9 protein-coding genes are annotated in these 14230 nt (G+C 66.7%); 7 read left to right on the top strand and 2 right to left on the bottom strand.

Annotated elements, in window-relative coordinates; genetic code table 11:
• Positions 1-115 precede the first annotated feature (115 nt).
• Both D0B54_RS12350 and D0B54_RS12345 read right to left on the bottom strand, forming a co-directional pair.
• Positions 116-1171, bottom strand: a complete 1056-nt coding sequence (locus tag D0B54_RS12350; protein WP_117291620.1) for a cyclic nucleotide-binding domain-containing protein — start codon at positions 1169-1171, stop codon at positions 116-118.
• A gap of 222 nt (positions 1172-1393) precedes the next feature.
• A complete protein-coding gene (locus D0B54_RS12345) occupies positions 1394-2083 on the bottom strand; it encodes a TetR/AcrR family transcriptional regulator (RefSeq protein ID WP_162932381.1) in 690 nt (229 codons plus the stop codon).
• 115 nt (positions 2084-2198) lie between these two features.
• On the opposite strand from D0B54_RS12345, the gene D0B54_RS12340 reads away from it, so the two are divergent.
• The 7 genes from D0B54_RS12340 (at position 2199) to D0B54_RS12310 (ending at position 14215) form a co-directional block, all read left to right on the top strand.
• Positions 2199-3395, top strand: a complete 1197-nt coding sequence (locus D0B54_RS12340) for an acyl-CoA dehydrogenase family protein (protein ID WP_367396781.1) — start codon at positions 2199-2201, stop codon at positions 3393-3395.
• 114 nt (positions 3396-3509) lie between these two features.
• On the top strand, positions 3510-6521 hold the full coding sequence (locus D0B54_RS12335) for a peroxisomal multifunctional enzyme type 2 (RefSeq protein ID WP_117291617.1): 3012 nt from the start codon (positions 3510-3512) through the stop codon (positions 6519-6521).
• Positions 6522-6667: 146 nt separating this feature from the next.
• Positions 6668-7849, top strand: coding sequence for a lipid-transfer protein (locus D0B54_RS12330; RefSeq protein WP_117291616.1), 1182 nt, complete (start codon positions 6668-6670; stop codon positions 7847-7849).
• An 82-nt stretch (positions 7850-7931) separates the two neighbouring features.
• A complete protein-coding gene (locus tag D0B54_RS12325) occupies positions 7932-8249 on the top strand; it encodes an SCP2 sterol-binding domain-containing protein (protein ID WP_117291615.1) in 318 nt (105 codons plus the stop codon).
• Positions 8249-9427, top strand: a complete 1179-nt coding sequence (locus tag D0B54_RS12320) for an alpha/beta hydrolase family protein (protein WP_117291614.1) — start codon at positions 8249-8251, stop codon at positions 9425-9427. Before D0B54_RS12325 ends, D0B54_RS12320 begins: the two co-directional genes overlap by 1 nt.
• A 111-nt stretch (positions 9428-9538) precedes the next feature.
• Positions 9539-10633 carry a CaiB/BaiF CoA transferase family protein gene (locus tag D0B54_RS12315; protein ID WP_117291613.1) on the top strand — a complete coding sequence of 365 codons (1095 nt, stop codon included), beginning with the start codon at positions 9539-9541 and terminating at the stop codon, positions 10631-10633.
• Between the two features lie 114 nt (positions 10634-10747).
• Positions 10748-14215 carry a pyruvate carboxylase gene (locus tag D0B54_RS12310; protein WP_117291612.1) on the top strand — a complete coding sequence of 1156 codons (3468 nt, stop codon included), beginning with the start codon at positions 10748-10750 and terminating at the stop codon, positions 14213-14215.
• The last annotated feature ends 15 nt before the right edge of the window (positions 14216-14230 follow it).

The following is a 14230-nucleotide window of genomic DNA, read 5'->3' as shown; positions in this document are numbered from 1 at the left end:
CAACGAAAAAGCCCTCCTTGCGGAGGGCTTTTTTTGGAGAAAATTTTGGCAGTAGGGTGCGCATTGCGCACCATGTGTTCCTGGCCGTGCTTGCTCCGCGTGCGCGGTGCGCACCCTACGTCGCGGCCGGGGGGATGCCCTTGTCCAGCACGTAGGCGTCGTAGCCCTTCTGCGTCAGGATGAATACCGCCACCGAACTGCGGCGGCCGGTATCGCAGCAGACGATCCAGGTGGTCTTGGGATCGACCATGGTCAGCTTCATGCGCAGCATGTACAGCGGCAGGTTGATGCTGCCGGGCATGCTGTGGGCCTGGAACTCGCTGGGCAGGCGCACGTCGAGGTACTTGGCCGAGCCGCTGGCCACCAGCTTCTGCGCCTCGACCAGGCTGATCTTGCGCGCCAGCGGGTCGTTGAGCAGCTTGCGGAAGTCGTCCTTGGACAGGCGCATCAGGCTGCCGCGCGTCAGCGAAGTGACGGTGGCGTTGCGCTTGGCGTCGGAGATCAGGGCTTCCTCGCCGAAGCAGGAACCCGTTTCCAGCTCCGCCAGGCGCACCGCCTTCTGGTTGGGCTGCTCGCGCGTCACCATGCAGCGCCCGGACATGATGACGTAGAAGAAATCGCCGTCGTCGCCCTGCTTGACCACCACCTGGCCCGGCTCGACCTTGATCTCCTGCATGCGCATGAACATGGCCTGCAGGTTGGACGGCGGGATCATCTGGAAGGTGCGGATCTGCAGCAGCTTGGACATCCAGTCGTCGCTGGCACCGCTGTCGCCGCCGGATTGCAGCTCGCCGACCTCGAAACTGCCGGTCTGGTCCCAGGTCAGCATGACGTCGAGCAGGCCGGCATCCACCGAGAAATACTGCACTGCGCCATGGCAGCGCGCGGAGACCTTGCGCGGCGACTGGTGCGCCACCCGGTGATGCGCGGTGGGATCGCCGGCGCGCAGCCGCGCGATCGGCTTGCCGGCGGCGTCCTCCAGGTGGATTTCACCGCTGACCAGGAAGATCGCGTCCTTGGCCGAATCGCCGATCTTGAACAGGTAGTCGCCGGAGCGGGCGGTGGCGACCATGGCCTTCTTGGCCAGGTCCACGCGACTCTCCGGCCGCAGTGCGTTGAGCGGCACGTAGTTCGCGAAAACGGATGGGTCGATTGCCGTGCCCGTGCTCATGGAGGTGTCAGCGTAATCGCTTTATGGGTCGTTATGTCTGCAATGCTAGCACGCGAGCCTTCTCTGACAACTTTTTGGCCGGGGCGGCGTTACAGCGGCCGCAGCGCCGCGGGGGGCGGCCGGACGCTCGCCGGCTCCCTGATGCCCAGGTGAGGTTCCCGCTGGCGTGCCATGGGCCTGCCTGCCGAGGGTGTCCGGTACTGGACCAGGCGACTCCGGGGGTCAGCGCGGTGGCTTGGCGTCGAGGATGCGGTCCCAGGCAGCGGGGCGCGGCGGCGGGCGGTTGATGCCCTTGCGCGCACGCAGCACCGGCGCCGTCTGCTTGACCCAGGCGTCGAGCTGCGAGCGGATCACCACCTGGTTCAGCAGCGGCGCCTGCAGGCCCAGGCCGCTGAGCACGCAGCTGAGCTGCAGGAACAGGTCGGCCGGGCGCAGTTTCGTGCCGCTGGTCTCGAAGTAGTAGTTCGCGGCCGGCTCGAACAGCGCCATCACGCGCTGCAGCATGCCGCTGAGCGCCTTCGCCAGTTCCTGGTCGCGCTGGCTGGCCGCCACCAGTTCGCAGTAGGCGCGGTACAGCGGCGTGGCGAACATCTGTTCCCAGACGGCGTCCACCAGGGCCTGCAGGCGATTGTCCTCCTCGGACACCGACAGCAGCAGCTCACCCAGCCGGCGATAGGTGCGCTTGAGCAGGTCTTCCGAGGCGTCGAGCATCAGCGCCTGCTTGCTGGGGTAGTGATGGACCTGGGCGCCACGGGAAACACCCGCGCGGCGCACGATGGAACTCAGCGTGCTGCCGGCATAGCCGTCCTCGGCCAGGCTTTCCAGCGTGGCGGCCAGCAGGCGCTTGCGCATGGCGCCGCTACGCTCTTCCTGCGTGCGGCGGGGCGGCTTCTTCTCGGCGGTGGCTTTCATGGCGGGCGCGATTCTCGGCATACCCGGGTGTCTCCGCAAGCAAATTCCGAATGTCGTGAAGGGCTTGCCCCGGGGCGCTCGCGCCGCGGTTGACAGCCGTTCCATGGGAAACACTATGATACAGTCCAGACTGTATGTAAATGATCCATTTCCCTCCGGAGTCCCCCAGATGATCCCAAGAAGCCTCTTTACGGCCGAGCACGAAGATTTCCGCAAGACCGTGCGCCGCTTTTTCGCCGAAGAAGTCGTGCCGCACCGCGAGGCCTGGGAAGCGCAGCAGCACGTCGACCGCAAGCTGTGGAACAAGGCCGGTGAACTGGGCCTGCTCTGCGTCACCATGCCGGAGGAATACGGCGGCCTGGGCGTGGATCGCACCTACAGCACGATCCTGATGGAAGAGCAGTCCTATGCCGGTGACTCGGGCGTGGGCTTCTCGCTGCACTCGGACATCGTCGCGCCGTACATCAACCACAACGGCACCAGGGAGCAGAAGGAGAAGTACCTGCCGCGCATGGCCACCGGCGAACTGGTCGGTGCCATCGCGATGACCGAGCCGGGCACCGGCTCCGACCTGCAGGCGGTCAAGACCACCGCCGTGGCCGACGGCGACGACTACATCCTCAACGGCTCCAAGATCTTCATCACCAACGGCTATCTCTCCGACCTGGTGATCGTGGTGGCCAGGACCGGCAACTCCGGCGAGGGCGCCAAGGACATCTCGCTGCTGCTGGTGGACGCCGACAGCCCGGGCTTCAGCAAGGGCAAGCCGCTGAAGAAGATCGGCATGCACGCGCAGGACACCTGCGAGCTGTTCTTCAAGGACGTGCGCGTGCCCAAGGCGAATCTGCTGGGCGGCAAGGAAGGCATGGGCTTCATCATGCTGATGCAGGAACTGGCCTGGGAACGCCTGATGATCGCGATCACCTCGATCGCCGGTGCCGAGGCCTCCCTGAAGCACACCCTGGACTACACCCGCAGCCGCAAGGTTTTCGGCAAGCCGGTGGCTTCCTACCAGAACACCCGCTTCAAGATGGCCGAGATGAAGGCCGAACTGGCGATCGGCCGCGTCTACGTCGACCGCTGCATCGAGCTGGCCGTGAAGAAGAAGCTCGGCGTGGACGACGCCGCCACCGCCAAGATGTGGACCTCCGACCTGATGTGCAAGGTGATCGACCAGTGCCTGCAGCTGCATGGTGGCTACGGCTACATGCTGGAGTACCCGATCGCCCGCGCCTGGATCGACTCGCGCGCGCAGCGCATCTACGGCGGCACCAACGAGATCATGAAAGAGCTGATCGCGCGGACGATGTAAAGAACTTCAATCCGCGAATGAACGCAAATGAACGCGAATCAAAGCTTTCATCTATTTGCGTTCATTCGCGTTCATTTGCGGACTGATTAATCTGGCTTGAGGGAGCACTGATTCATGTCAAACGAGCTTCGCTACGACGGCAAGGTCGTCATCGTCACCGGCGCCGGCAACGGCCTCGGCCGCCAGCATGCGCTGATGTTCGGCGCGCGCGGTGCCAAGGTGGTGGTCAACGACCTCGGCGGCAACATCCATGGCGGCGGCAAGTCCTCCGCGGCGGCCGACAAGGTGGTCGAGGAAATCAAGGCGCTGGGCGGCGACGCCGTCGCCAACTACGACTCGGTCGAGGACGGCGCCAGCATCGTCAAGACGGCGGTCGACGCCTTCGGCACGGTCGACATCGTCATCAACAATGCCGGCATCCTGCGCGACGTCAGTTTCCACAAGATGAGCGTGGACGACTGGAACCTGATCGTGCGCGTGCATCTCAACGGTTCCTTCGCGGTGTCGCACGCGGCCTGGCCGATCATGCGCGACAAGGGCTACGGCCGCATCGTGATGACCACCTCCGCCGCCGGCATCTACGGCAACTTCGGCCAGGCCAATTACTCGGCGGCCAAGCTGGCGCTGGTGGGCCTGGCCAACACCCTGGCGCAGGAAGGCCGTTCCAAGAACGTCCACGTCAACACCATCGCTCCGATCGCGGGTTCGCGACTGACCGAGACGGTACTGCCGCCGGAACTGCTCGACGCGCTCAAGCCCGAGTACGTCAGCCCGCTGGTCGGCTGGCTCTGCCATGAGGACTGCAAGGAGACCGGCGGCCTGTTCGAGGTCGGCGCCGGCTACCACGCCAAACTGCGCTGGGAGCGCACGCGCGGCCATTCCTTCAAGCTCGGCCGTGGTTTCGGCCCGGAGGAAGTGGCGAAGAACTGGGGCAAGGTCACCGACTTCAAGGACGGCGAGTACCCGACCAACATCAACGAGTCGATGGCGCCGCTGCTGGGCAACATGAACTCGAAGTCGCTGGGCGGCAACGAGTTCATCGACCTGGACCAGGCTTCGAAGTCGGAAGTGACGCTGGAGTCGTCCTACGACCAGCGCGACCTGTCGATCTACGCCCTGGGCGTGGGCGCCGCCAACAACCCGCTCGACGACAAGGAGCTGTCCTACGTCTACGAGCTGAAGGGCGACAAGTTCTACGCGCTGCCGACCTACGCCGTGATGCCGCCGATGAACGCCATGCTGGCGCTGGCCAAGGAGGGCAAGCAGCCGATCCAGGGTTTCAACTTCGGCTTCGACCGCGTGCTGCACGGGGAGCAGTACACCGAGCTCAAGTACCCGCTGCCGCCCAAGGGCAAGCTGAAGAACACCTTCAAGTTCAAGGCCGCTTACGACAAGGCGCCGCACGCCGTGGTCATCATGTCGGTATCGACCACCGACGAGACCGGCGAGGAGATCGCCTACAACGAGATCACCACCTTCGTCCGCGGTGCGGGCGGTTGGGGCGGCGAACGCGGCTCCTCGGAAGAGATCAACGTGCCGCCGGCGCGCGAGCCGGATGCGGTGATCGAGGAGAAGACCGACGCCAACCAGGCGCTGCTGTACCGCCTGTCCGGCGACTGGAACCCGCTGCATGCCGACCCGGCCTTTGCAAAGGCCTTCGGTTTCGACAAGCCGATCCTGCACGGCCTCTGCACCTATGGCCACGTCGGCCGCCATGTCATCAAGGCCTTCCTCGACAACGATCCGCGCCGCTTCAAGAGCATCAAGGTGCGCTTCGCCGAGAGTGTGTTCCCGGGCGAGACCCTGGTGACGCGCATGTGGAAGGAATCGGACACGCGCGTGATCTTCGAGACCAAGGTCAAGGAGCGCGACAAGGTCGTGATCAAGAGTGCCGCGGTGGAGCTGTACGCGCAGATTCCGCAGCGCAAGGCCGTGGCCAAGGCCGCCGCCGCCGCGGCCGCGATCGCTGCTCCGGCCGGACCGACCTCGGCCGACATCTTCGCCGCCATCGGCAAGCACCTGGCCGCGACCAAGGGCCTGGGCGACCAGGTCAAGACGGTGTTCCAGTTCAACATCAAGTCGCCGGATGCCAGCTGGACTCTCGACATGAAGTCGGGCGACGGCACGGTCAACCCGGGCAGCGCCGCGGCGGCGGACGTCACCCTGGAGCTGAGCGAGGAAGACTTCGTCGCCATGTCCACCGGCAAGGCGGACCCCAACAAGCTGTACTTCGGCGGCAAGATGAAGGTCAGCGGCAACGTCATGGCCTCGCAGAAGCTTGGGTTCCTGCAGAAGCTCGATCCGAAGCTGCTGGAAGAAGTGCTGAAGTCCCGCGCCGGTGCCGCGCCGGCCGCGGCTCCTGCAGCGGCTGCGCCCAGCGGCCCGACCTCGGCGGACATCTTTGCCGCCATAGGCAAGCACCTGGCCGCGACCAAGGGCCTGGGCGACCAGGTCAAGACGGTGTTCCAGTTCAGGCTCACGGGCCCGGACAGCAGCTGGCACCTGGACATGAAGGCCGGCGACGGCACGGTCAACCCGGGCGACGCCGCCAATCCGGACGTCACGCTGGAGCTGAGCGATGAGGATTTCATCGCCATGTCCACCGGCAAGGCCGACCCCAACAAGCTGTACTTCGGCGGCAAGATGAAGGTCAGCGGCAACGTCATGGCCTCGCAGAAGCTCGGCTTCCTGCAGAAGCTGGATCCGAAGCTGCTGGCGGATGCCGTGAAGGCACGCGGCGCCGGCGGTGCAGCGGCTGCGCCCAAGGCGGCCGCGGCCGCTCCCGCCGCCGCGAAGGCCGGCCGTGGCGCGGAGATCTTCGCCGCCCTGCAGCAGCGTATCGGTGCCGACCCGAAGGCGGTCAACGGCCTCAAGGGCCAGGTCATCCGCTTCAACCTGAAGAACCCCGAGGCCAGCTGGCTGCTGGACCTGTCCGGCAAGGCGCCCAAGCTGGAGCAGGGTGCGGCAGGCGAAGCCCATGCCGTGTTCGGCATCGCCGACGAGGACCTGGTGGCCCTGGTCAAGGGCGAGGCCCAGGTGCGCGACCTGTTCCAGCGCGGCAAGCTGCGCGTCGACGGCGACGTGAAGCTGGCGCAGGAGCTGGCGGTGCTCGACAAGCTGATTTGATCTATCAACCACGCTCCCCTCTCCCGCTTGCGGGAGAGGGGTGGGGGAGAGGGTTTCTGTAGCGCACTCACGAGTTACAGAACCCCTCTCTCCCGGCCTCTCTCCCGCAGGCGGGAGAGAGGAGACCAGAAAACAAGGAGACTCAAATGAAACGTCGCGTCAACGTCATCGGTGTGGGCATGACCAAGTTCGCCAAGCCCGGCGCCAGCCCCGAGTACTACGAGATGGCCAGGGAGGCCGGCCAGAAGGCGCTGGCCGATGCCGGCATCGATTACAAGGAAGTCCAGCAGGCCTACGTCGGCTACGTCTACGGTGACTCCACCTGCGGCCAGCGTGCGGTCTATGAACTGGGCCTGACCGGCATCCCGGTGGTCAACGTCAACAACAATTGCTCGACCGGTTCCACCGCGCTCTGGCTGGCGCGCCAGGCCATCGAGAGCGGCGCCGCCGAGTGCGTGCTGGCGCTGGGCTTCGAGAAGATGGAGAAGGGCGCGCTGGGCAACAAGTTCGACGATCGCGAACCGCCGATGGGCCGCCACGCCCAGGTGATGATCGAAGTGCAGGGCATGAGTGCTGCCCCGCCGGCCGCGCAGATGTTCGGCGGTGCCGGTCGCGAATACCGCTTCCAGCACGGCACCAAGAAGGAAACCTTCGGCAAGATCTCCGAGAAGGCCCGCAACCACGCCAGCCGCAATCCCTATGCGCTGTTCAACGAGAAGGCGAGCCTGGCCGAGATCATGGCTTCGCCGGAGGTGTTCGACCCGCTGACCCGCCTCCAGTGCTGCCCGCCGACCTGCGGCGGCGGCGCGGCGATCCTCTGCTCGGACGAGTTCGCCAGGAAGCATGGCATCAGCAACCCCGTTTATATCGCCGCACAGTCGATGACCACCGACTATGCCAGCAGCTTCGACGAGCGCAGCATGATCAAGATGGTCGGCTATGACATGACCAAGGAGGCCGCCCGCCAGGTTTACGAGGCCTCGGGCATCGGCCCCAAGGACATCAAGGTGGTCGAGCTGCACGACTGCTTCACGGCCAACGAACTGCTGACCTATGAAGGCCTGGGACTTTGTCCCGAGGGCGGCGCCGAAAAGTTCATCTGGGATGGCGACAACACCTACGGCGGCAAGGTCGTGACCAATCCTTCGGGCGGCCTGCTGTCCAAGGGCCACCCGCTGGGCGCCACCGGCCTGGCCCAGTGCACCGAGCTGGTGTGGCAGCTGCGCGGCACCGCCGACGCACGCCAGGTGCAGGGCGCCAACATCGCCCTGCAGCACAACCTCGGCCTGGGCGGCGCCTGCGTCGTCACCATGTACCGCAGGGACTAGATTTTCTCCTCCCACCCCTCCCGGACGGCAGGGGCCAGCCGGCCCCGCCGTCCCGTACCTTTTACCCACCAGGAGTACCCCCATGAGCGCCTCCGCGTTCCTCAAGAAGCTGCCCGCTGCCTTCAATGCCGATGCCGCCGCCGGTGCCAACTGCACGATCCAGTTCAACATCTCCACGCCGGCCCATGTCCTGATCAAGGACGGCGGCTGCACCGTGGTGGAGGGCACTGCCGCCGCCTCCGACCTGGCCGTGACCATGGAAGACGACGATCTGGTCGCCCTGCTGAAGGGGGAGCTGAACGGCATGACCGCCTTCATGACCGGCAAGCTGCAGGTCGACGGCGACCTGATGCTGGCCCAGCGCATGGGCAATTTCTTCGACGCCTCGAAGCTGGCCTGATGCCGGAGCAGGCCACCGCGGCAGGCGCCTGGTGGCAACGCCTGCCGGAGGATTTCTTCCGGCAGGCGGACGGCACCGAGCTGGACGCGGAGCACCGTGTGAAGGTGGCGACCACCGCCGCCATCGACCGGGTGCTGCGCTCCGTGCTGGGCGTCGCCGTGACCGCAGCCCTGGGCCGTGGCTTCCTGACGCCGGAGCGCATCCACCAGCAGATGCGCCAGATGCAAGCGCACGAGGCGCTGGCCGATACCGGCGACAGCGAGGCGGTGTTCGGGCGCTCGCGCAAGGGCATCCACGTCGAGCAGCTCAGGCCGCGCGTGTTTTCGTATCGCCCCTTTGGCGTCAACTACCGGCTGCTGCGCTTCGACAGCGGCCACCAGCCGCTGAACCCGGAACTGGCGCAGGTCTACGCGCGCAGCTTCCGCAATCGCGACGCCTATGCGCAGTACTGGTTCCACCGCGGCGCGCCGCGGCCGACGCTGGTGATGGTGCATGGCTTCGGCGCCGACGCCTACTGGCTCAACGCGCAGATGTTCTCGCTGCGCTGGTTCTACAAGCAGGGCTACGACGTGCTGCTGTACACCATGCCTTTCCACGGCTACCGCGTGGAGAAGGGCGACTGGTTCAGTGGCTACGGCCTGTTCGCCAACGGGCTGCCCTGCTTCAACGAGGCCATCGTCCATGCGATACGCGACCTGCGCGTGCTGCTGGATTTCCTCGAACGCCGTGGCGTCCCGAAGATGGGTGTGTCCGGCCTGTCGCTGGGCGGCTATACCTCGGCGCTGCTGGCCACGGTCGATCCGCGCCTGGCTTTCTGCATTCCCAATTCCCCGGTGGCCAGCATCGTCGACATCGCGCGCGAATGGCAGCCGACCGGTACCCTGATGGCGATGACGCTGGAGCGCGCCGGCATCAGCCTGGCGCAGCTGCGCCATGCGCTGGCGGTGCACAACCCGCTGAGCTACCCGCCGAAGATCGAAGGCGACAAGGTGCTGGTGATCGGCGGGGCGGGGGACCGCTTCACGCCGCCGCGCCATGTGCGCCTGCTGCACGATCACTTCCAGGGCAGCCACCTGCACTGGTTCCCCGGCAACCACCTGCTGCACCTGAACCAGGGCAGGTACCTGCGCCGCATGAAGGTCTTCATGGACCGGCACTGCGGACTCGATGGCTACTGAGGGAGCGCCCCATGCAGGGGGCTTCAAGGGTGGCGCGGGTCCCGGGCTAACGATGCGAACATCCGTCCTGTTTCCTAGAATTCTCAAACAAGCAATCTCATCGGAGTTCCCATGTCGCTGAATCCCCTGCTGGCCGGTATCCGCGTGCTCGACCTGTCGCGCCTGCTGCCAGGCCCCTTCGCCACGCTCTACCTGGCCCAGCTCGGTGCCGAGGTGATCAAGATCGAGGAACCGAACGGCGGCGACTACGCGCGCCTGACGCCGGAGATGTTCGAGGTGGTCAACGGCGGCAAGAAGTCGGTGACCCTGGACCTGCGCAAGGTCGAGGACCAGAACGCGTTCAAGGAGCTGGTGAAGAGCGCCGACGTGGTGATCGAGTCCTTCCGTCCGGATGTGATGGGCAAGCTGGGCTGCGACTACGAGACCCTGCGCGCGATCAACCCGAAGCTGGTGTTCGCCGCGCTGACCGGCTACGGCCACACCGGCCCGTACCGCAACCGTCCCGGCCATGACATGAACTACCGCGGCTACGCCGGCGAACTGGGCCAGACCGGCGCCGCCGGCGATGCTCCGTCGGTGGGCAACTTCCAGGTTGCCGATCTGGCCGGCGGCGCGCTGACCTGCGTCATCGGCATCCTGGCCGCCGTGATCGGCGCCCGCGCCTCGGGACAGGGCAGCTTCGTCGACGTGGCGATGCTCGACGGCACCCTGGCCCTGCAGGTACTGACCCTGGCAGGCATGCGCTCCACCGGCAAGCCCGCGCCGCGCGGCGGCGACATCCTGTCCGGCGGTACCCCCAACTACCGCATCTACGAAACCGCCGACGGCCGCCACATCGCCTGCGGCGCGCTGGAATACAAGTTCTTCGCCAACGTCTGCCAGATGGCCGGCCGGCCCGACCTGCTGAAGCTGCCGTTCGCCGTCGGTCCCAAGGGCGAGCCGCTGCGCCAGGCCCTGGCGGAGCTGTTCAAGTCCAGGACCCGCGACGAGTGGGAGGCCCTGCTGGCCGACGGCGACACCTGCATCTCCGGCATCCTGGACATGGACGAGGTGCTGGCCAACCCGCAGGTCCAGGCCCGCGGCATCGTGCAGCAGCAAAACGGCAAGCCGGTGTTCGCCAACCCGATCCAGTTCAGCCATGCCAGGACGATCAACGGCGCCAGCCCCAGGCTGGGCGAACACAACAAGGAAATCCTGGGGCGCTAAACCCTGGTTTTAGGGCGGGCCGCCATTTTGGCGGCCCGCTCCATCCCTACGGGTGGGGCACGTGGCACGGAAGCTGTTTATGCTTCCACGGTTACCCAGAAGGATAATCCAGCCATGCCACACACCCGGCCTTTCAAGCGCCTGCTCGTCGCCAATCGTGGCGAAATCGCCATCCGCGTCATGCGGGCTTCGGCGGAGCTGGGCATCGAGACCGTTGCGATCTACTCCGAGGAGGATCGCTTTGCCCTGCACCGCTTCAAGGCGGACCAGAGCTTCCGGGTGGGGCAGGCGGGCAAGCCGCTGGCGGCCTACCTGGATATCGAGGGCATCCTGGCGGTGGCCCGCGAGGCGGGCGTGGACGCGATCCACCCGGGCTACGGCTTCCTGTCTGAAAATCCGGACTTCGCCGAGGCATGCGCCCGCGACGGCATCGTTTTCGTCGGTCCCTCGCCCGAGGCCATGCGCCGCCTGGGCAACAAGGTGGCCGCCAAGCAGCTGGCCGACGCGGCCGGCGTGCCCACCATCCCGGCCACCGGCCCGCTGCCCAAGGACGACGCGGCGATCGTCAAGCTGGCGGCGAGCGTCGGCTACCCGTTCATGTGCAAGGCCAGCTGGGGTGGCGGTGGCCGCGGCATGCGCGTCATCGAGACCGAGGCCGACCTGATCTCCTCGGTCAACGCCGCCCGCCGCGAAGCCGGGGCCGCGTTCGGCAACGACGAGGTCTACCTCGAGAAGCTGATCCGCCGCGCCAGCCACGTCGAGGTGCAGATCCTGGGCGACCGCCACGGCGGCCTGGTGCATCTCTACGAGCGCGACTGCTCGGTGCAGCGCCGCCACCAGAAGGTGGTGGAGCGTGCCCCGGCGCCGTATCTCGAGAACGACCCGGCCCGACGCGTCGCGATCTGCGATGCCGCGCTGGCCATCGGCCGCGCCGCGCAGTACAGCAATGCCGGCACGGTGGAGTTCCTGTTCGACCGCGACAGCAACAACTTCTATTTCATCGAGGTCAATCCGCGCATCCAGGTGGAGCACACCGTGACCGAGCAGGTCACCGGCGTGGACCTGGTCAAGGCGCAGATCCTGGTGGCGGGCGGGGCCAGGCTGGGCACGCCGGCCTCCGGCGTGCCGCCGCAGGACCAGATCCGCCTCAGTGGCCATGCCCTGCAGTGCCGCGTCACCACCGAGAACCCGCAGAACGGCTTCCTGCCGGACTATGGCCGCCTGCTGGCCTATCGCAGCCCGGCCGGCTTCGGCATCCGCCTCGACGGCGGCACGGCTTATTCCGGCGCCGTCATCGGCACGGCCTACGACTCGCTGCTGGTCAAGGTCACCGCCTGGGGCGCCGAGTCCGACGAGGCGATCCGCCGCATGGACCGCGCGCTGCGCGAGTTCCGCATCCGCGGCCTGTCGACCAACCTGCAGTTCCTCGAGAACGTCATTGCGCACCCGCTGTTCAAGTCGGGCGAGTGCACCACGCGCTTCATCGACGAGACGCCGGACCTGTTCAAGTTCCCGGAACGCCAGGACCGCGCCACCAAGCTGCTGAGCTACCTGGGCGACGTCATCGTCAACGGCCAGCCCGAGGTGCGCAGCCGCGTGCGGCCGTCCAGCATGCCGGTGGCGCCGCTGCCCAGGGCGCTGCCGGGCGAGATCCCCGACGGCAACCGCCAGCGCCTGCAGCAGCTCGGTGCCGAGGGCTTTGCCCAATGGCTGCGCGAGCAGCCGCAGGTATTGCTCACCGACACGACGATGCGCGACGCGCACCAGTCGCTGATCGCCACGCGCATGCGCACCCACGACATGCTGCGCATCGCGCCGTACTACTCGCGCCTGCTGCCGCAACTGCTGTCGCTGGAATGCTGGGGCGGCGCGACCTTCGACGTGGCGATGCGCTTCCTGCACGAGGACCCCTGGGCACGCCTGCGCGAGCTGCGCAGCCGCATGCCCAACATGCTGCTGCAGATGCTGCTGCGCGCCTCCAACGCGGTGGGCTACAAGAACTACCCGGACAACGTGGTGCGTCACTTCGTCGCGCAGGCCGCCCAGGAAGGCATCGACGTGTTCCGCATCTTCGACTCGCTGAACTGGGTCGAGAACATGCGCGTGGCGATCGACGCGGTGCGTGAGACCGGCACCCTGGCCGAGGCTGCGATCTGCTACACCGGCGACCTGATGTCGAAGGGCCGCAACAAGTACGACCTCCAGTACTACGTCAGCATGGCCAAGGAACTGGAGGCCGCGGGCGCCCATATCCTCGGTATCAAGGACATGGCCGGCGTCTGCCGTCCGGATGCGATCCGGCTGCTGGTGAAGACGCTGCGCCAGGAAACCGCGCTGCCGATCCACTTCCACACCCATGACACCAGCGGCATCAGCGCCGCCAGCGTGCTGGCGGCGGCCGAAGCCGGCTGCGACGCGGTCGACGGCGCCATCGGCTCCTGGAGTGGCCTGACCTCGCAGCCCAACCTGGAATCCATCGTCGCCTCGCTGAAGGATGGCGCGCGCGATCCGGGCCTGGACACGCAGGCCCTGCGCGAGGTCTCGCGCTACTGGGAAGTGGTGCGCCAGACCTACGGCGCTTTCGAAAGCGAAATCCGCAGCGGCACGGCCGACGTCTACCGCCATGCCATGCCCGGCGGCCAGTACACCAACCTGCGCGAGCAGGCGCGCTCGATGGGCGTGGAACAGCGCTGGCCGGAAGTGGCCGAGGCCTATGCCCAGGTCAACGAACTGTTCGGCGACATCGTCAAGGTCACGCCCACCTCCAAGGTGGTCGGCGACATGGCGCTGTACATGATCAGCTCGGGCCTCACGGCGGCCGATGTCGCCGACCCCGCCAAGGACATCGCCTTCCCGGAGTCGGTGGTGGAACTGTTCCGCGGCGAACTGGGCCAGCCGCCCGGTGGCTGGCCGGCGGCGCTGCAGAAGAAGATCCTCAAGGGTGCCGCGGCCAGCACCGCACGTCCCGGCGCGCAGCTGCCGCCGCAGGATCTGGACGCCGCGCGCAAGGAAACCGCGGCCGTGCTCGGCACCGCCAGCGTCAGCGAGACGGACGTCGCCTCCTGGCTGATGTACCCCAAGGTCTTCACCGAGTACGCGCAGCACCGCAAGAACTACGGCGATCTCAGCCAGCTGCCCAGCCAGCAGTTCTTCTACGGCCTGGGCGAGCACGAGGAACTGAGCGTCGATCTGCAGAAGGGCAAGACCCTGGTGATCCGTTTCGTCACCACCAGCGCCGCCAACGAGAACGGCGAGCGCAAGGTGTTCTTCGAACTCAACGGCCAGCAGCGCGTGGTCAGCGTCACTGAGCGCACTCATGCCGGCGCCGCCAAGCAGCGCCGCCGTGCCGAAATCGGCCAGACCAGCCACATCGCCGCGCCGATGCCGGGCGTGGTGGTCAGTGTGGCGGTGAAGGACGGCCAGAAGGTGGAGCTGGGCGACCCGCTGCTGGCGATCGAGGCGATGAAGATGGAAACGCTGCTGACGGCGCCCTTCGCCGGTACGGTGAAGGAAGTGGTTACGCCCAAGGGCACGCGCATCGAGGCCAAGGATCTGCTGCTGGTGATCGAGCCGGCCGAGTAGAGGCCGCAGCTGAAC

The organism is Solimonas sp. K1W22B-7, assembly GCF_003428335.1.
In the GTDB taxonomy this organism is placed as follows: Bacteria; Pseudomonadota; Gammaproteobacteria; order Nevskiales; family Nevskiaceae; genus Solimonas_A.
The sequence above is the reverse complement of the archived record's forward strand: the minus strand, read 5'-3'. Positions and strand labels throughout refer to the sequence as shown.